Origin of the sequence: Devosia ureilytica (assembly GCF_024273195.1) — a bacterium.
Taxonomy (GTDB): Bacteria; Pseudomonadota; Alphaproteobacteria; order Rhizobiales; family Devosiaceae; genus Devosia; species Devosia ureilytica.
On record NZ_JAMZCU010000004.1, the window covers coordinates 177,350 to 194,104 of the forward strand.

General features: G+C 61.7%; 20 protein-coding genes. 6 read left to right on the forward strand and 14 right to left on the reverse strand.

Features of this window, described 5'->3' with window-relative positions:
* Nucleotides 1-111 precede the first annotated feature (111 nt).
* Nucleotides 112-540, forward strand: coding sequence for a SufE family protein (locus tag NIM87_RS12265; protein ID WP_254674977.1), 429 nt, complete (start codon nucleotides 112-114; stop codon nucleotides 538-540).
* A 97-nt stretch (nucleotides 541-637) separates the two neighbouring features.
* Here the strand turns inward: NIM87_RS12265 and NIM87_RS12270 are convergent, their stop codons facing one another.
* From NIM87_RS12270 to NIM87_RS12315, 10 genes are all read right to left on the reverse strand, one after another.
* The gene (locus NIM87_RS12270) at nucleotides 638-1,117 is read right to left on the reverse strand and encodes a DUF6456 domain-containing protein (protein WP_254674978.1); all 480 of its coding nucleotides are present in this window, start codon (nucleotides 1,115-1,117) and stop codon (nucleotides 638-640) included.
* Entirely contained in the window at nucleotides 1,114-1,470 is a 357-nt protein-coding gene (locus tag NIM87_RS12275) for a helix-turn-helix domain-containing protein (RefSeq protein ID WP_254674979.1), read from the reverse strand. Before NIM87_RS12275 ends, NIM87_RS12270 begins: the two co-directional genes overlap by 4 nt.
* Before the next feature lie 164 nt (nucleotides 1,471-1,634).
* On the reverse strand, nucleotides 1,635-2,057 hold the full coding sequence (locus tag NIM87_RS12280) for a Ros/MucR family transcriptional regulator (RefSeq protein ID WP_254674980.1): 423 nt from the start codon (nucleotides 2,055-2,057) through the stop codon (nucleotides 1,635-1,637).
* Nucleotides 2,058-2,181: 124 nt separating this feature from the next.
* Nucleotides 2,182-2,535, reverse strand: a complete 354-nt coding sequence (mnhG, locus tag NIM87_RS12285; RefSeq protein ID WP_254674981.1) for a monovalent cation/H(+) antiporter subunit G — start codon at nucleotides 2,533-2,535, stop codon at nucleotides 2,182-2,184.
* Nucleotides 2,535-2,843 carry a cation:proton antiporter gene (locus tag NIM87_RS12290; protein ID WP_254674982.1) on the reverse strand — a complete coding sequence of 103 codons (309 nt, stop codon included), beginning with the start codon at nucleotides 2,841-2,843 and terminating at the stop codon, nucleotides 2,535-2,537. Before NIM87_RS12290 ends, mnhG begins: the two co-directional genes overlap by 1 nt.
* The gene (locus NIM87_RS12295; RefSeq protein WP_254674983.1) at nucleotides 2,840-3,319 is read right to left on the reverse strand and encodes a Na+/H+ antiporter subunit E; all 480 of its coding nucleotides are present in this window, start codon (nucleotides 3,317-3,319) and stop codon (nucleotides 2,840-2,842) included. The genes NIM87_RS12290 and NIM87_RS12295 overlap by 4 nt, the downstream gene beginning before the upstream one ends.
* Nucleotides 3,316-4,923, reverse strand: a complete 1,608-nt coding sequence (locus tag NIM87_RS12300) for a proton-conducting transporter transmembrane domain-containing protein (RefSeq protein WP_254674984.1) — start codon at nucleotides 4,921-4,923, stop codon at nucleotides 3,316-3,318. Before NIM87_RS12300 ends, NIM87_RS12295 begins: the two co-directional genes overlap by 4 nt.
* Nucleotides 4,924-4,927: 4 nt before the next feature.
* On the reverse strand, nucleotides 4,928-5,305 hold the full coding sequence (locus tag NIM87_RS12305; protein WP_254674985.1) for a Na+/H+ antiporter subunit C: 378 nt from the start codon (nucleotides 5,303-5,305) through the stop codon (nucleotides 4,928-4,930).
* Complete coding sequence (locus tag NIM87_RS12310; RefSeq protein ID WP_254674986.1) at nucleotides 5,306-5,731, reverse strand: Na(+)/H(+) antiporter subunit B; 426 nt, start codon at nucleotides 5,729-5,731, stop codon at nucleotides 5,306-5,308.
* Nucleotides 5,728-8,148, reverse strand: coding sequence for a putative monovalent cation/H+ antiporter subunit A (locus NIM87_RS12315; protein ID WP_254674987.1), 2,421 nt, complete (start codon nucleotides 8,146-8,148; stop codon nucleotides 5,728-5,730). The genes NIM87_RS12310 and NIM87_RS12315 overlap by 4 nt, the downstream gene beginning before the upstream one ends.
* A 215-nt stretch (nucleotides 8,149-8,363) precedes the next feature.
* On the opposite strand from NIM87_RS12315, the gene NIM87_RS12320 reads away from it, so the two are divergent.
* A complete protein-coding gene (locus NIM87_RS12320; protein ID WP_254674988.1) occupies nucleotides 8,364-10,445 on the forward strand; it encodes a S9 family peptidase in 2,082 nt (693 codons plus the stop codon).
* A gap of 100 nt (nucleotides 10,446-10,545) precedes the next feature.
* Entirely contained in the window at nucleotides 10,546-11,154 is a 609-nt protein-coding gene (locus NIM87_RS12325; protein WP_254674989.1) for a superoxide dismutase, read from the forward strand.
* 50 nt (nucleotides 11,155-11,204) lie between these two features.
* Here the strand turns inward: NIM87_RS12325 and NIM87_RS12330 are convergent, their stop codons facing one another.
* Nucleotides 11,205-11,606, reverse strand: coding sequence for a YbaN family protein (locus NIM87_RS12330; RefSeq protein WP_408640069.1), 402 nt, complete (start codon nucleotides 11,604-11,606; stop codon nucleotides 11,205-11,207).
* 172 nt (nucleotides 11,607-11,778) lie between these two features.
* Between NIM87_RS12330 and NIM87_RS12335 the strand changes: the two genes are divergently transcribed.
* The gene (locus tag NIM87_RS12335) at nucleotides 11,779-12,330 is read left to right on the forward strand and encodes a response regulator (protein WP_254674991.1); all 552 of its coding nucleotides are present in this window, start codon (nucleotides 11,779-11,781) and stop codon (nucleotides 12,328-12,330) included.
* A gap of 3 nt (nucleotides 12,331-12,333) precedes the next feature.
* On the opposite strand, the gene NIM87_RS12340 is transcribed toward NIM87_RS12335, so the two are convergent.
* Nucleotides 12,334-12,885, reverse strand: a complete 552-nt coding sequence (locus tag NIM87_RS12340; RefSeq protein WP_254674992.1) for an LOG family protein — start codon at nucleotides 12,883-12,885, stop codon at nucleotides 12,334-12,336.
* A gap of 1 nt (nucleotide 12,886) precedes the next feature.
* Nucleotides 12,887-14,395 carry a helicase HerA-like domain-containing protein gene (locus NIM87_RS12345; RefSeq protein ID WP_254674993.1) on the reverse strand — a complete coding sequence of 503 codons (1,509 nt, stop codon included), beginning with the start codon at nucleotides 14,393-14,395 and terminating at the stop codon, nucleotides 12,887-12,889.
* A gap of 244 nt (nucleotides 14,396-14,639) precedes the next feature.
* Between NIM87_RS12345 and NIM87_RS12350 the strand changes: the two genes are divergently transcribed.
* Together NIM87_RS12350 and NIM87_RS12355 are read left to right on the forward strand one after the other, a co-directional pair.
* On the forward strand, nucleotides 14,640-15,047 hold the full coding sequence (locus NIM87_RS12350; RefSeq protein ID WP_254674994.1) for an MbcA/ParS/Xre antitoxin family protein: 408 nt from the start codon (nucleotides 14,640-14,642) through the stop codon (nucleotides 15,045-15,047).
* Nucleotides 15,047-15,739, forward strand: a complete 693-nt coding sequence (locus tag NIM87_RS12355; protein WP_254674995.1) for an RES family NAD+ phosphorylase — start codon at nucleotides 15,047-15,049, stop codon at nucleotides 15,737-15,739. The genes NIM87_RS12350 and NIM87_RS12355 overlap by 1 nt, the downstream gene beginning before the upstream one ends.
* Here NIM87_RS12355 and NIM87_RS12360 read toward each other — a convergent pair.
* Nucleotides 15,736-16,737, reverse strand: a complete 1,002-nt coding sequence (locus NIM87_RS12360) for an asparaginase (RefSeq protein WP_254674996.1) — start codon at nucleotides 16,735-16,737, stop codon at nucleotides 15,736-15,738. The genes NIM87_RS12355 and NIM87_RS12360 overlap by 4 nt on opposite strands.
* Nucleotides 16,738-16,755: the final 18 nt, after the last annotated feature.

The window sequence follows — 16,755 nt, forward strand, 5'->3', positions numbered from 1 at the left end:
CTCCATAGGCCCCTGGCCCCTGCCGCAGATACGTTGCCCCGTGTCTGCGGCTTTTCTTTTTACACCAGCTCGGCTCTGGCAAAGACCAGCACCATCCCCTAGATAGGGCGCATGACCCATCCTCAGCCCTTTCAGGACATCGCGGAAAACCTCTCCTATCTTGATGATTGGGAGGACCGGTATCGCTATCTCATCGAGCTGGGCCAGGCCTTGCCAAAGCTTCACGAGGCGGAACGCAATGCCGCCAACAAGGTCAATGGCTGCATGTCGCAAGTGTGGCTGGTTGCCGAGCCACATTCGGTCGATGGCGCGCCGGGGCTGCGCTATCGCGGGGAAAGCGACGCGATGATCGTTCAGGGTCTGGTTGCCGTACTGCTGGCACTCTATTCGGATCGGACGGCCGGCGAGATCGCCCAGACCGACGCCATCGCCATATTCGATGAACTGGGCCTTCGCGAACATCTGACCACGCAGCGCTCCAATGGATTGGTAGCCATGGTCAATCGCATCCGCAATGAAGCAAAGGCAGCCCTCGGCTAGGGCTTCAGAATCACGTCCAAACCAATGGCAAATCTCGTTTCGGTATTGCCTCTCTCTTCTTCATGACGAGCGCGGACATCGTAGATGCCGCCATGTCCTAGAACATCGGCAATCGTTCCGGCAACCAGCTACGCGACGCTGCCCCGCCCTGCCCGACGGCCAGTTCCCCCAGCCCCATCTGGCTGGCGACCTGATCCAACCCGATCCGCAGCACCAGCTTGGCGCTACGCCGTGGCCAGCATCTTTCGACCTCGATGACCTGCAGGCCCTTGTCAAATAGGCAGACATCGCTCAGCACGCCCCAGCAATCGGGCGACATCGCCTTGGCAACGGCCGACAGCTTCTTGCGCGCGTCCACGGAGGTGTCGGAAAGATCGCCCTGAGCGCCGCCCCTACTCCGTCCGATCCGCGCCGGATCGTAGCTCATCGTTACACGCTGACGCAGATGCGCCCGCTCGAACAGGCGCGTCACTCGCGACGCGGCCTCCAGGTGGTGTGGCGCCAAAAACGCCTCTGAAGGATTGCCGCCAGCCAGCCGGGCAATCGCATCGGGCACCAAAGCTGCCTCTCCGCTCACTGTAAGGCCTCGTTCTGAAGTTCCAGTTCCAGATCCGTGACGGCGGCGTCAAAGGCCGGGTCATCGCGCAGATCCTCAATCAGCGCGCAGGCATAGGAGACTGTTGTCCTATCTCTTCCAAAGGCATGACCAATGGCGGTCAGGCTTTCTCCGAGGATTACATGGGCCAAATACATCGCCAGTTGCCGCGCCCGCGCAACATTCACCCGGCACCGGGAAGCACTGAGAATCATTGGCGCAGGAATGTTTTTGTGCCGTGAAATCAGACGTACCACCTGATCCGTCGGGCCCGTGGATGGCGTGACGGGAAGCTGAAAGGCCGCTCGAAAATCTGTCTGAGGCTCGCTGTACATGGTTCGCTCCGTCGTAAATAGGATAATGTTCCTATCTTTGACCGAAAGCTAGCCACCCGGGGATAAGTGCTGGCGTCTTTTCTGTGTTGGAGGGGCATTCAAAACGAAAATGGCCGCCCGAGGGCGGCCATTGTGACAGCATAGTGCTTACGCTAAGGGGCGTATCAATCGGCCTTGCGACCGAGACCATTGTCCTTGGCAAGCTTGGAGCGCGTTGCCGAATAGCTCGGGGCAACCATCGGATAGTCGGCCGGCAGGCCCCACTTCTCGCGGTATTCCTCGGGCGAAAGATTGTAATGCGTGCGCAGGTGACGCTTGAGCGACTTGAACTTCTTACCGTCTTCCAGACAGATGATGTAGTCGTTCGCCACTGACTTGCGGATCGGCACTGCCGGTTTGAGTTCCTCGACCGGGGCCGGGGTCTCATTGGTCTGAAGGGCGCGCAGCGCGCCATGTACTTCGGCAATCAGTTTGGGCAGGTCGCCGGGGCTGACAGCATTGTGGCTGACATAGGCGGAGACAATCTCTGTGCTGAGCTCGATGAGGTCAGCATCTGTAGTTGCGAACGCGCCGGTATCGTCGTTCATATTTCAACCTTCCGTTTTTTATTGGGTCGCAACAAGGGCAGTTGCGGCCTTTTTGATCTATTAGGTCCGTTCATTAGTCTACGCAACCCCGACACCGTGTCTTATCATGTAACTTAGGGACGGTTTATGTGGCGGGATTTTGTTCGTTGTTTGAAGCGAGTTCATCAATCAAAGTTTGACTGCACGGCTTATAGCCGGACAAATAACTCGCTCTGGCCAGAAGGTGAGCAGAAACAGGTGTCGTCAGCAACAGGAAAACCACGCCAATAACAGCTCGCATGGATACAGATGCGTCCTGACTGAGGACCGCAACAGCGATGAGAATCAACCCGCCGCCGACAGCACCGGCCTTGGATGCTGCATGCATCCTTGTATAGAGATCAGGCAGGCGGACCACGCCGATGGCTGCAAGCAGAGTAAAAGCTGCGCCCAGGAGCAGCAGCACACCGCCAATATAGAGCTCCAGTCCGACCAGCATTATGAGTTCTCCCCTGCCGCAGTCTGGGTTCCGGCGCCGCGCAGCAAAATGTACCGCGCCAAGGCAACCGTCGCGAGGAAGCCCAGCAGGGCCAGAGCGATAGCGATGTCGAGGAAGAGCCACAGGCCCGTCCGCACAGCAATTGCGCCCACGAACCCCATGGCCACGACCGTCAGCAGATCAAGCGCCAGAATTCGGTCGGACAAGGTTGGACCGATGACGATGCGGACCAGCGACACCAAAAGCGCCAGTCCGAGCAAGACCAGCGAGATGAGCGCGGCCCATTCGATGAATATCTCGGGGGTCATTCAAACGCCTCCCTGATTTTTTTCTCAAAGCCATTGGCAATGTCGGCAATCATGGCATCCCGATCGACCATGTGCAGCGCGTGCACATAAAGCACTGACTTGTCGGCCGACACGTCGACGCTAAGCGTGCCGGGCGTCAGCGTGATCATATTGGCCAGAAGGGTGATCTCAGCATCGGACGTCACCGTCAGCGGCACCGCGACAATGGCCGGGCGCACCGCATTGGACATATCTGGCCGCACCACCACAATGGCTACCCGCACAGCGCTGACCATCAGTTCGTAGAGAAACAGTACGGCCAGTGACAACATACGCCGGGCGCGACGGAACGCTCGCGGCCCAACGAGCGCCTCGCGCAGCACGAGCACCGCGACACCACCAATCAGCCCGCCAAACACCAGGTTGAGGCCGGAGAAATTTCCCGAGATGCCAGCCCAGATCAGAGCCAGAATGACGACAAGGAAAGCTGTGCTCACTGGGCGTCTCCCGCTAGGCCCGTTGCCGCCACATAGCGCGCCGGGTCGGCAATGTCGGCGGCTCCGGCACGGATCCCGTCCATCAGCGGACCGGGCCAGAGACCAATTGTGACAATCCCGACGACCAGAACAGCGGTTGCGCCAAAGGCCAGCCGTCCGCGTCCGTCGAGAGCCACAAGGCTTGTGGAAGCATGTTCGGCGCCCTCGCCTTCAGGGCCGGAGCGCCAGAAGACATGGGCCCAGAGCCTGCTCCCCGCGATCAGGGTCAGCACCGCGTTGATCATCAGCGCAAAGACCATGGCCGTGCCCAGCCAGGTTGGCGCAGCGCCCGTAACGCCCTCGGCAAGCCCGGCTTCGAGCAACAGCAGTTTTGGCCAGAAGCCAAGGAAAGGCGGCACGCCAGCGGCCGCCAATACCAGCACCAGAAAGAGGATAGAAATGGGAGCGCTTGCTGCATAAAGCCCGCCCATCTGCCGCGTGTCGGCGGCCCCCGTACGCTTTTCCACCAGACCGGCCACCATATAGAGCGCGGTCATGGTCAGGATGGCGTGAAAAATATAAAGACCTGAGCCGGCAATGCCGTTGAGCGAAGGGATGGCCAGGCCCGCCATCACAGCACCAATGCCACCAATGACCACAAAGCCGATGGCGCGGCGCAGGTTGGTTTCGGCGATGGCCCCCAGGGGCGCAATCACCAGCGTGGCGATAGCCAGAAGCCCGAGTGCCGGTTCGAGCAATTCCCGGCTGGCCGGCAGCACCGCCACGAGCGCCCGCAGCATGGCATAGGCCCCCACCTTGGTGAGCAGACCTGCGAACAGCGCCGACACAGCCGCGGTGGGCGTATGATAGGAGGCCGGCAGCCAGGCATTCACCGGGAAAGCGGCCGCCTTCATTCCGAACGCCAGCATCAGCAGTGCAGCAACACCAGCCATGGCCGCCGGGTTGGCCGCTGGAGCAACGCGCATGATGTCGGACATGTTGAGCGTGCCCAGCAGTCCATAGAGCAGACCCAGCGCCAGCAGGAAAAACGTCGTCGCGAGGAAATTGAGGAACCCGTATTTGATCGCACCATCGAGCTGCATCGGCCGGTTGCCTTGCACGATCAGCCCGAAGGAGGCGATCAGCATCACTTCGAACCACACATAGAGGTTGAACAGATCGCCAGTCAGGAAGGCGCCGGTCACGCCCGCCAGCAATAGCAGCACCATGGAATGGAACGCGTCGCGTCCGTCGGCTTCTGCCCGGTCGAGTTCGGCGTAAAGCAGCACGATCAGGGTCACGATGGCGGCGGCCAGCGCGAAGGTGGCGCCAAAGGCGTCGGCCGTCAGGCTGATGCCGAATGGCGGCAGCCATTTGCCCATGGTCATGCTCACCGGACCGTTGGCTAGCACCTGGAGCAATAGTGCGACCTCGCAGGCAATGATGCCGCAAACCACGATCAGCGCACCGATCAGCGGCGTGCCATTGCTGCGCCGGAACATCAGCAGGCCGGCAGATCCCATCAGGGCCAGCGCCACGGGCAGCACGATCACCCAGTCAGCAGCGGCCGTCACGGTGTCGAGCATGCCGATTGGCAGGTCGGTGGTGGGGGAAGAAGTGGCCATGGGGTCAATAGCTCAGCGGTGGGGTGGGCGAGCGCTCGGGCTCGGCCAACCGCATGGTGTCGGTATTGTCGGCGTCGAGGCTCTGATAGGCCCGGAAGGCCAGGACCAGCAGAAACGCGAACATCGAGAAGCCGATAACGATGGCGGTGAGGATCAGCGCCTGTGGCAAAGGATTGGCGATTGGCCCCTCGGGCACATCCAGTCCCGGTGGCACGATGGCGGCGATCTCCTGGGTGACGCGGCCGGCCGTAAAGATGAGAAGGTTCACGCCATTGCCGAAAATGGTCATGCCGATGAGCATGCGGATCACCGAGCGCGACAGCAACAGATAGGTGCCGATGGTGATGAACAGGCCCACAAGAGCCGCCAGTACATAGTCCATCTAGAGATCCTCCTCACGATCGCTCTCGAGCGAGAGGGCAATGGCCGACAGCGTGCCGAACACCACGAAATAGACCCCGAGATCGAAGAAAAGTGGGGTCGAAAGTGGGATCTCGCTGCCGCCGAACGGCACATAGAGCCAGATGCTGGTCATGAAGGGCGAGCCGGTGAACAGGCTCAGCAGGCCAGAAAAGGCCGCCAGCACCACTCCGAACCCGGCAATCGCCATGGGATCGAAATGGAGGGCCCGGCGCACGGCCCGCACGCCCACTGCCATACCGAAGACGGCGATGGACGCAGCAGCAATCAGCCCGCCGATAAAGCCGCCGCCCGGCTCATTGTGTCCGCGCAACATCACATAGACCGAGAACACCAGCATGGTGGCCACGATCAGCGGCGCCAGGGTGCGAAAGATGACCGTATTCATGATGCGGCCTTCCTGGGCTTGCGTACCCGTTTGGGCTTGGCCGGTTCAGGCAAGGGTCCGACCACCTTCTTCTGACGCCGCAGCAGCGCCAGAATCGCCATGCCCGCGCCCATCACCACGGCAATCTCGCCCAGCGTGTCAAAGCCGCGATAGTCGACGAGGATGACGTTGACGATATTGTGCCCATGGGCAATCGGCACGCTGGTGGCGGTGAAGAAATCCGACAGCCGCGTGTCGAGCGTGCCGTTCAGCACCAGCATGAGCAACAGGCTTACGCCGAGGCCGCAGACCGCCGCCAAGGCGCCATCGCGCGACCAGTCCTCAAAGGGCCGGTGGTCGCGCTGGTCGAGCCGCAGCCGCGTCATCACGAAGGTCAGGATCACGACGGACAGGATTTCAACCATGAGTTGGGTGAAGGCCAGGTCCGGCGCGCCGAACAGCAGGAAAATCAGCGCCACCGCAGTGCCTTGCACGCCAAGCGAGAGGATCGCAATCAGTCGCGATGGGGCGACAAGAACCGCAATCAGGCCCAGCACAGCCAGGCCCAGGATGCCCCATTCATAGATTTCCAGGTCCGGTGGCACGAGCCGTTGACTCCAGTCACCGAGTTCTGCCGTCGGCACGATCCAGTCGAGGCCACCCCAGGCCAGCATCGGCCCGAACATCGCCACCGCCATCGCTCCGAACACTACGACCAGATAGAATTCCAACTGTCCGTGATGCAGGAAACGTGTGACGGCACCGGCAAACCGGATCAGCCCGAACATCACCGCATCGAAAACAGTGTCGGCCGTCCAGCCGATGGCATTGTCGAAGCGGCGCAGCAGCGTTCGGATAGCGTCCGCCTGGCGGTAAACCAGCACGCCTAGCCCCCAGGTGAGTGCGGAGAGCCAGAGCAGCGGCGAGGTGACGTCGAGCGCCAGCGTCAAGTGGCTTTCCAACGCCTGTGCCAGAATGGCCGAGCTTCCGGGCACCAGCACGTCATGGCCGAGCCAGTCCGGCAGGATACCGGCCACAATGCCCGCAGCGCCCAGTATGACTGGACCGGCCAGCATGGCGATTGGCGCCTCATGCGGCTTCTTGGGCGTCGGCACGGCTTCCCCGAGAAAGGGGCGGATCATCACCAGCAGCGCGACCCCGGCCAGCATGGCATTGCCCACAACCAGCACGGCCAGCACCAGCAGCGCCGTCCATTGCCCGCTCATCAGGCCCAGATACATTTCTTCCTTGGCAAAATAGCCAACCGTCATCGGCAGGCCGACCATCGAAAGCGCCGCCAGTGCCGCACCGATGAAGGTGACCGGCATCTTGTCGGCGAGGCCACCCAGATCGGTAATTTCGCGCGTTCCGGCTTCGTGATCCACGGCGCCCGCGACCATGAACAGGCCCGCCTTGTAGAAAGCATGCGCCACGAAATAGACCACCATGCCGGCAATGGCATAGGTGCTCCCGAGTCCGATCAGCAGCACCAGCAGGCCCAGCGAGGCAATTGTGGTCTGTGCCAGGATTTGCTTGAGGTCCGTCTCCTTGAGCGCCCCCAGCGCCCCCCAGATCAGCGTCACAGCACCAAAGCTGACCAATACATTGGTCCAAACGCCAGTGCCGCCGAGCGACGGCGTCATGCGGGCAAGAAGGTAGACGCCAGCTTGAACCATGGTAGCCGAATGCAGGAATGCCGACACCGGCGTCGGCGCTTCCATGGCATTGGGCAGCCAGAAATGCAGCGGAAACTGCGCCGACTTGGTGAAGGCTGCACCCAGGAAACAGATCAGCACCACCAGGTAAAGGCCGCTGCCCCGCAGCACTTCGCCCATGTCGCGCACGGCGCTCATTTCCCAAACGCCAGCAATCTGATGCACCAATATGGCGCCCGCCAGCAGGAACATGCCGCCGATATTGGTGATCACCAGAGCCTGGATGGCCCCGCGCCGCGCGGCCTGGCGGGAATGGTCGAAGCCGATCAACAGGAAGGAGGTGACCGAGGTCAGCTCCCAGAACAGGAATAGCGAGAGGAGGCTGTCGGCCAGGACCAGGCCCAGCATGGCGCCCATGAACGCGAGCATGAAGCCCAGGAATCGCCCCTGATGGGGGTGTCCGGCCAGATAGGCGCCGGAATAGAGAATGATCAGCGTGCCGATGCCGGAAATGGTCAGCGCGAAAATCAGGCTTAGGCCATCGATGAAGAACGACAGGTTGATGCCATAGGCCGGTATCCATTCCATGGAGCTGGCAACGGAATGGCCATGCACCACCGTCTCGGCAAAGCTGAGCAGGAACACGAAGATGCTCGCGGGAACGATGGCCAATATCCACCCAGCATAGGCGCCGGCAAAACGATGGATGAACGGCGCCAGAATAGCAGCCACGAAGGGCGCAACGGCAACAAGCCCTATGCTTGCATCAAGGGACGGCCCCAATGCTGCCACTCCTCTCTCGCTCTCTGGCGATTCAGTTAGGATAAGGCTTGCGACCTTAGCGATTGGGGACCCCGGGACAAGCGGAATCGGACCGGGTGCGACCATAGTGCCATGCGTTTTCAACCATTTCCGGGGCTGGCAATGCCGCGTCGGGCGGCCTATGTCCTCTGCCAGCACATTCTCGCGGTCCAACTGGCCGCCATTGCGGAGAGATCATGTCCAAGGCTATCCCGCCCAACGCCAAGCGTATTCCTCACAGCCAGAGGCATCACAACGTCACCCGCGACGATCCCTACGCGTGGCTGCGCGCTGACAATTGGCAGGAGGTGATGCAGAAGCCAGAGACGCTCGACGCGGAAATCCGCGCCTATCTCGAGGCCGAGAACGACTATTACGAAGCCGAGTTCGGCCAGCCGACTGCCGACCTGCAGGACGCGATCTACAGGGAGATCCGAGGCCGCATCAAGGAAGACGATTCCGGGGTCCCTTCCCCGGACGGCGCCTGGGCCTACAACACCCGCATGCTCGAGGGCAAACAATACCCCCAGATCGTGCGCACGCCCCGCAATGGTGGCGCCGAGACGGTGCTGCTCGATTGTAATATCGAAGCCGGGGACGGCTATTTTGGCTTTGCTGGCGCCAGCCATGACCCATCGCACAAAACACTCGCCTGGGCCGCCGACCGCGCGGGCTCGGAATATTACGACATCGTGCTGCGCGATCTCGAAACCGGCAAGGATAGCGCCGAGGTCATCAAGGACACCGCTGGCTCCTATGTCTGGTCCAATGACAGCGCCGCTCTCTATTACACCGAATACGACGACAACCACCGGCCCTACCGCATTCGCCGTCACGATCTGGGCACCGACCAGTCCGCCGATCCGATCATCTACGAGGAAAAAGACCCCGGCTTCTTCGTTGGCGTCGGCAAGACGCTCTCGGACAAGTTCATCATCATCGACGCCCATGACCATCAGACCAGCGAAGTCTGGCTGATTGATGCAGAAATGGGCGGCGAACCGCGCCTCGTTGCCCCTCGCGTTACCGACCGCGAATACGAGATCGATGAGCGCGACGGTGTCCTCTATATCCGCACCAATGCCGATGGCGCCGAGGACTACAAGATCGTCACCGTTGCGGCTGACGCGCCCGACGCTGCTAATTGGGTCGATCTTGTCCCGCATCGCGACGGCGTGTTGATCCTCGATGTGTCGCTGCTCAAGAACCACATGTTGCGCCTGGAACGCGAAGACGGCCTGCCGCGCATCGTTGCCCGCGACCTGCGCACCGGCAAGGAAGAGACCGTCAATTTTGCTGAGGAGGCTTATTCGCTGGGCATGTCCACCGGCTACGAATTCGATACCTCCGTATTCCGGCTCAGCTATTCTTCTCCGACGACACCGCAGCAGTTGTTCGACATGGACCTCGAAACCGGCGCGCGCACCCTGCTCAAGACCCAGGAAGTCCCTTCGGGTCACGACCCCGCCGACTACGAAACCCGTCGCCTCTTTGCCACCGCCGCCGATGGTGAGCAGGTGCCGGTGACCCTGCTTTATCGCAAGGGCACACAGCTTGACGGGTCCAACCCCACCCTACTTTACGGCTATGGCGCCTATGGCATGTCGATGCCCGCCGCCTTTTCGGTCTCCGTGCTCTCGCTGGTTGACCGCGGCTTTGTCTATGCCATTGCCCATATTCGGGGTGGCATGGAAAAGGGCTATCGCTGGTACAAGCAGGGCCGCCGCGAGCATAAAGCCAACACCTTCACCGATTTTATCGCTGCGGCCGAGATGCTGATCGCCCAGGGCTACACAACCAAAGGCCGGATTGTCGCCCATGGTGGTTCGGCCGGTGGCATGCTGATGGGCGCCATCGCCAATCTGCAGCCCGATCTCTGGGGCGGTGTCATCGCGCAGGTGCCCTTTGTCGACGTGCTCAACACCATGCTCGACGACACGCTGCCGCTCACCCCGCCGGAATGGCCCGAATGGGGCAATCCCATCACCTCGCTGGATGACTACAACCGCATCGCCGCTTACGCGCCCTATGAGGCGGTGACGGCACAGGCCTACCCGCCGATCTTCGCGCTGGCCGGCCTGACCGATCCGCGCGTCACCTATTGGGAACCGGCCAAGTGGGTGGCAAAGCTTCGGGCAACCAAGAGCGGCGACGCGCCATTGTACCTCAAGACCAATATGGGTGCTGGTCACGGCGGGGCGTCCGGTCGCTTTGATCGCCTCAAGGAAACTGCCCAGTGCTATGCCTTTGCAATAAAGTCAGCAGGATTGGACGGTTAGTTTCTCCGGCGTCATTGTTGCGCCAAGCCAATCTGCCTATACCTTCTCACCAGTTCCGGTTTTGACGACGCGTCAAACTATTCCAGAAACGGAGGCTACCATGACCACGAAATTCACTCTGCCGCCCCTGCCCTACGCCTATGATGCGCTTGGTCCCTACATGTCCGCTGAAACGCTTGAGTTTCATCATGACAAGCATCACCAGGCCTATGTGACCAATGGCGAAAAGCTGCTGGAAGGTTCGGGCCTCGAGATTCTGCCGCTTGAAGACATCGTCAAGGAAAGCTTTGGCAAGAACGCTGGCCTCTTCAACAATGCCGGCCAGCACTACAACCACGTTCACTTCTGGAACTGGATGAAGCCCAATGGCGGCGGCAACAAGCTGCCGGGCAAGCTGCAGGCAGCCGTTGATTCCGATCTCGGCGGCTACGACAAGCTGCGCGCTGATTTCATCGCCGCCGGCACCACACAGTTCGGCTCCGGCTGGGCGTGGATTTCGGTCAAGGACGGCAAGCTCGAAGTCTCCAAGACCGCCAATGGCGAATCGCCGCTGGTCCATGGCGGCAAGCCGATCCTGGGCGTCGACGTCTGGGAGCACTCCTATTACATCGACTACCGCAATGCCCGTCCGAAATATCTCGAAGCCTGGTTCGATAACCTGGTGAACTGGGAACACGTGGAAAAGATGTTCGAAGAAGCCACCGCCTGATTTTCAGCGTCGCTTCGCATGATCAGCGGCGGGAGCAATCCCGCCGTTTTTTATTCCGCCTTGGCGCTGCTCGGGCGCGACAGGATATAGCCGGCGCTACCGCCAAGAAGCGCCGCACCTGCCAGCCATAGCCAGTATCCCGGCCGCGCACCGATCCAGAAGAAGACGACCCCGATGGCAATGCCGACGCAGGCCAGCACTTTGGCCCGTCGTGGTATCGCGCCATTCTCCCGCCACGCCCTGAGAACCGGCCCAAACCTTGGATGCTCGACCAGCCACGCCTCCAGTCGCGGAGACGAGCGGGCAAACAACCCTGCGGCAAGAATCAGCAGGGGCGTCGTCGGCAACAGCGGCAGAAAGGCGCCGATGACGCCCAGCGCCACCGCGGCAAAGCCAAGGATCAGATAAAGGGGTCGCAAGGTCCGGCTCACGTCAGGTCGTTTCGTCGGCAATCAATCAGGCGCGCACATTTCGCGCAACCGGCGGTGTGCCGCAGCCAGACTGGCCCGTCACACCCCTTGGCCAATTTACTGTCTTTTCGATCTCTCTTGAGAACCGGAACCACGCTCTTCATTCCCCCGTTGAGGCGTGTTAACGAAGCTTTAACGATAAGAAGGGGGACCCGTGTCCACACCTGGCAAGACCATCGCCATACTGGCCGCGAATCCGGCCCTCAGCGCCGTTTTGACCATGGTTCTGGCTGGCGACTCGCGCCTGCGTGTTCGCCCTTTTGATACCGAAGCCGAACTCTTCGCCTATATGCGCATCGCGCCGCTCGACATGCTGGTGGTGGATTTCGACCGCGAAGGCCGCCCGGCTTACGAAATGGTCGAGGCCATCCGCCTCGACCCCACATTTGTCTCGCGCGAACTGCCGGTCATTGCACTGACCCGCGCCATCACCCCGCCGATGCGACAGCAGGCGATCAGCGCCGGCATTGACGAGGTGGTCGTCAAGCCGATGTCCCCGCGTCATCTGTTGCAAAGGGTCCAGGCCCGCCTGCTCAATCGCAGCGTTATCGGCGCATTGGGCCTTGGTTATCGCGGCCCCGAACGCCGCGACCGGATCAAGTCCCGCAACCCTGAACCGCATCAGGGCCGCCGCTATTCCGACAATGTGGTGCCTTTGTTCCCTGACCGCCGCGCGGCAGGTCCCGACCTGGGACCGCTCGTCTAGCCGCTAGCGCCGCTGCTCGCTCACCCACGCAACCTTGCTCCACAGGTCTTCGACCGTGTCGGCAAACTGGATGTTGCGGTCGTGATTGGCCACTGACGCCGACAGTACATCAGCAGCGAAACCCCTTACGACTTCAAAAGCACGATGCCGGTTGAGCATGACCACAGGTCGTGTATTGCCCGACGCCCAGGCGCCGAACAGCGATGACACGGAGGCCAGCGAGCCGGGCAGCGCCACAAAGGCGACGCTGGCATTGGCCAAGTAGGCCAGCCGTTCGGCCTGGTCTGGCAATATGGTGATCGGCACGTCCTTGAGGGCTTGCGGCAGCACGATGCTGGCGTCGGCCACCACCTCCACCACGCCCCCGGCGGTGCGCGCCGCCGTAATCAATGGAACCGGGATGATCCCCTGCTCGGCCAGGCACAGCATGCGCGCGCCCTTGCGGGCAAAGACCCGCCCGACTTCGCCCATCAGGCTGGCGCGTTCGGGGTCGCCCGGCCCTTTGTCCGAGGCGAAAATGGCGACGGCTATTCCCGCTTGCATGGAACTGGCCATATCAGCGACGCCCCTTCAGGCCACCCAGGATACCGCGCACCAGCTCACGCCCCAGCCTATTGGCCACCGTCCGGGCAAATGAACTCATTGCGGCTTCCGTTGGCGATTGCCGCGTGCTGCGCCGTGGCGCTGCCGCCTTTTCGGCACGAGCTCGCTCCTTGGCCAATTGCTCGGCCTCTTCGCGCCGCTGTTCCTCATAGTTCGCCCGCTGGTCCGCAAGCTGCTTTTCGCGGGCGCGCTTGTGCAGCACCTCAAAGGCGGACTCACGGTCCAGCACCACATCGTAAAGCCCTGAGACCGGCGAATTGGCGAGGCTCGCATCGCGCTCCGCCGGCGAGATCGGCCCCACCTGCGCGGAAGGCGGACGAATGAACGTGCGCCCGACCATGGAGGGCACGCCCTTGTCCTCCAGCACCGACACCAGCGCCTCGCCGATGCCGAGCTGGGTGATCGCATCCTCGGTCGAGAATGCCGGATTGGGCCGGAAGGTCTCGGCGGCAACGCGCACGGCCTTTTGCTCGCGCGGCGTATAGGCACGCAGCGCATGCTGCACCCGGTTAGCGAGCTGGGCGAGCACGCTTTCAGGAATGTCTACCGGGTTCTGGGTCACGAAATAGACGCCCACGCCCTTGGAGCGGATCAGCTTGACCACCTGCTCCACCTTGTCGATCAGCGCCTTGGGCGCATCGTCGAACAGCAGGTGTGCCTCATCAAAGAAGAATACGAGTTTGGGCTTGTCTGGATCTCCCACCTCGGGCAATTCCTCGAACAGCTCAGAGAGCAGCCAGAGCAGGAAAGTCGCATAGAGCCGCGGCGCCTGCATCAGCTGATCGGCGGCAAGGATCGAGACAACGCCACGCCCATCGGCATCGGTGCGCATCAGGTCGGCGATGGAGAGCGCCCTCTCCCCGAAGAAATTATCGGCACCCTGCTGCTCCAACACCAGCAGCGTGCGCTGGATGGCGCCAATGGACGCCGTCGTAACATTGCCATAGCGGGCCGAAATCTCCTTGGCGCGCTCCTGGATTTCGACCAGCAATGCCCGCAGGTCCTTGAGGTCGAGCAGCAGCAGTCCTTCTTCGTCGGCCACCTTGAAGGCAATGTTGAGCACGCCTTCCTGGGTGTCATTGAGATCGAGAATACGACTCAACAGCACCGGCCCCATTTCAGAAATGGTGGCCCGGACCGGATGCCCCTGCGTGCCGAAGAGGTCCCAGAAAATCACCGGATAGACGTCGTCGATGAAATCGGTAAAGCCGATGTCCTCGGCCCGCTTGGTCTGCCACCCCTGCGCCTGTCCCAGCCGGGAAACGCCCGACAGGTCGCCTTTGATGTCAGCGGCGAATACCGGCACCCCGGCCGCCGAAAAGCCCTCGGCCAGCACCTGCAGGCTTACGGTCTTGCCGGTCCCGGTTGCCCCGGTAATCAAACCATGGCGATTGGCATATTTGAGGTTGAGATATTCTGGTCGGTCGCTCACGCCCAAAAAAATCTTGCCGTCCACGAGCATGCCGCATCACCTATCGCCAAAAAATCTGGCCCTTTATAGCCGTGCGTCGGCGCAAGGAACAAGCAGAGTGGGCGATGTACATATCGCCTCGATCAGGATTTGCCTTTAAAACCAGCATTTCCCGCAGGTCTTGTGGGAATACACTCAAACATTTGGACTGCCCCTTCCGCCGCGTATAGCGCCCGCTCCGCCTGCTTGCCATTTGGCATTTCTTGCATTATTTTATGCCAAAAGGAGAATTGCCATGCTGGTAGAAGTCCCGCGCACACAATCGGCGCCGGAACTGGCCCGCATCACCGATGCCGAGGCCCATGCCATGGTGCGGGCCGTGCTTCGCCTGTTCGAACACTGGCAGGTGTCGGACAATCAGGCCCGCGATATTCTCGGCGGCCTTGCCGCCCGTACTTATGCCCGCTGGAAAGCGGGCGAAGTGGGCCGCATTGATCGCGATCTGGCGACGCGGCTCTCGCTGCTCATGGGCATCCACAAGGGGCTGCGATACCTGTTTTCCGACGCTGAGCGTGGCTACGCCTGGGTGAAGAAGCCCAATGCGATCTTTGCCGGTCAAACGCCGGTCGATATCATGGCGGCAGGCGACATCTTTTCCCTCGCCCGCGTGCGCTCATGGCTCGACGCCGAGCGGGGCGGCTGATGCGCGAATTGCCGGGGCTGGCCCGTATCGTCTGGCCTAAGGCGTACCGGCTCATCCGCTCCATCTATCCGCCCATCGATCTTTTTGAGGACATTGCCGATCCCAGCGATTGGGAAGCTCTCGCCTCGGCGGAATCCAAGACCAATCCGCGAGTCTGGGAACATCTCGGGCGACTTGACCTCATTCCGCCGGATCGTCGTGTTAGCGGGCCCGGCGCCAGCCTTCTCATGGCCCCCTTCGTTCATGTCAGCCATGATCGCCCAGGCCGTTTCACTGATGGCAGCTACGGCGTCTTCAGCCTGGGCGACCGCGAGGAAGTGTCGATCCGCGAGGTTGCCCACCATCATGCACGGGTCATGCGTGCCTCCAGCGAGCCACCGGGCTGGACGTCACAATTTCGCATGCTGGTCACCAGTCTCGATATCAACCTGCATGATGCGCGACCCCTGCGGGATTGCCATCGCCCCGATGACTATGCGCCACCACAGGCGCTGGCCCGGCAGCTTCGTAGTGCGGGCAGCAATGGCGTCGTTTATTCCAGCGTGCGTTGCCCCGGCGGAGACTGCGCGGGGCTGTTCTGGCCCGACCTCATGCCGGCCCCGGTTCAGGCTGACCACTACGACTTCCATTGGGACGGGACGCGGGTCGACCGCATCCGCAATTGCAGCAGCCAGGCGATCTTCGCGCTCTAAAAAGCGACCGCCCGCATCTCGCCCACGATTGCTCCCCGCACATTCCTGGTTGGCTGGTGGGCGAATTGTTCCAGCACTTCCTGCTGGGCCGCGTCCGGTTCTGCATATTTGAGCAGTAGTCCCGCCACCATTGCGTGGCTGGCGGCCATGTTGCCGTCGTCGCATTTGAGGGCGTAGCCCCAGCCCTTGTCACGGATGGCGCCGCATTGCACCCCTTCGGCCCCGCCCTTCTGCATGAGACGCCCTTTGAAGGCTTGCATCACCAAAGTGTCGAGATGCCCCGTCCCCGCCACCAGATGCGGGTGACTGGTCGCGGCGTCGAACAGTTTCTGCGCTCCGGCAGCGTGTCCGGCATCCAGGCCCTTGCCTGTGGCCATGCGTGCAAAGCCCAGCGCCCAGGCGCGCAAAGGCGCCGCCCAGGTGGGGATCGAGCAGCCGTCCGTGCCGCAGCGATCTTCTGTCAGGTCCTCGCCGATCACATATTCCACCGCAGCCCGCACGGCCTTTTGCACGTCGTGCTCGCGCTCGACATAGCCCTGAGTCGGCACACCCATGGCCAGGGCCACGCTCAACATGCCCGAATGCTTGCCAGAGCAATTGTTGTGCAGGGCGCTCGGGGCCGTGCCAGCCGCCCGCAGCGCCGCACGTGCCTTGCCATTGGTCGGCATATGGGCGCCGCATTCCAGATCGGCGACCGACAGGCCCATGCGTTCGAGGAAATGGGCAACACTGCCAACATGTTCATCCTCACCGTGATGGGAGGCACAGGCCAGCGCCAGCTCCTCGGCACTGTGATGAAACCGATCGACCGCGTGCCGGTCAAAAATCGCCAGCGCCTGCATCGACTTGATCGCCGAGCGCGGAAAAATGGGACGCGCCACGTCGCCACCCGAGGCGATAACCCCGCCATCGGCATCGACAATAATGAAGGCCCCGCGGTGGCGGTTTTCCACCCAGTTGCCACGCACGGCTTCAGCGAGAATGGGGTTGGCGTCCATGCGAAAAAAACTCCGGGC

Coding starts and splice junctions, on each gene's coding strand:
- NIM87_RS12265 (WP_254674977.1), top strand. CDS start 112: ATGACCCATCCTCAGCCCTTTCAGGACATCGCGGAAAACCTCTCCTAT.
- NIM87_RS12275 (WP_254674979.1), bottom strand. CDS start 1,470: ATGTACAGCGAGCCTCAGACAGATTTTCGAGCGGCCTTTCAGCTTCCC.
- NIM87_RS12280 (WP_254674980.1), bottom strand. CDS start 2,057: ATGAACGACGATACCGGCGCGTTCGCAACTACAGATGCTGACCTCATC.
- mnhG (WP_254674981.1), bottom strand. CDS start 2,535: ATGCTGGTCGGACTGGAGCTCTATATTGGCGGTGTGCTGCTGCTCCTG.
- NIM87_RS12290 (WP_254674982.1), bottom strand. CDS start 2,843: ATGACCCCCGAGATATTCATCGAATGGGCCGCGCTCATCTCGCTGGTC.
- NIM87_RS12300 (WP_254674984.1), bottom strand. CDS start 4,923: ATGGCCACTTCTTCCCCCACCACCGACCTGCCAATCGGCATGCTCGAC.
- NIM87_RS12305 (WP_254674985.1), bottom strand. CDS start 5,305: ATGGACTATGTACTGGCGGCTCTTGTGGGCCTGTTCATCACCATCGGC.
- NIM87_RS12310 (WP_254674986.1), bottom strand. CDS start 5,731: ATGAATACGGTCATCTTTCGCACCCTGGCGCCGCTGATCGTGGCCACC.
- NIM87_RS12320 (WP_254674988.1), top strand. CDS start 8,364: ATGTCCAAGGCTATCCCGCCCAACGCCAAGCGTATTCCTCACAGCCAG.
- NIM87_RS12325 (WP_254674989.1), top strand. CDS start 10,546: ATGACCACGAAATTCACTCTGCCGCCCCTGCCCTACGCCTATGATGCG.
- NIM87_RS12340 (WP_254674992.1), bottom strand. CDS start 12,885: ATGGCCAGTTCCATGCAAGCGGGAATAGCCGTCGCCATTTTCGCCTCG.
- NIM87_RS12345 (WP_254674993.1), bottom strand. CDS start 14,395: ATGCTCGTGGACGGCAAGATTTTTTTGGGCGTGAGCGACCGACCAGAA.
- NIM87_RS12350 (WP_254674994.1), top strand. CDS start 14,640: ATGCTGGTAGAAGTCCCGCGCACACAATCGGCGCCGGAACTGGCCCGC.
- NIM87_RS12355 (WP_254674995.1), top strand. CDS start 15,047: ATGCGCGAATTGCCGGGGCTGGCCCGTATCGTCTGGCCTAAGGCGTAC.
- NIM87_RS12360 (WP_254674996.1), bottom strand. CDS start 16,737: ATGGACGCCAACCCCATTCTCGCTGAAGCCGTGCGTGGCAACTGGGTG.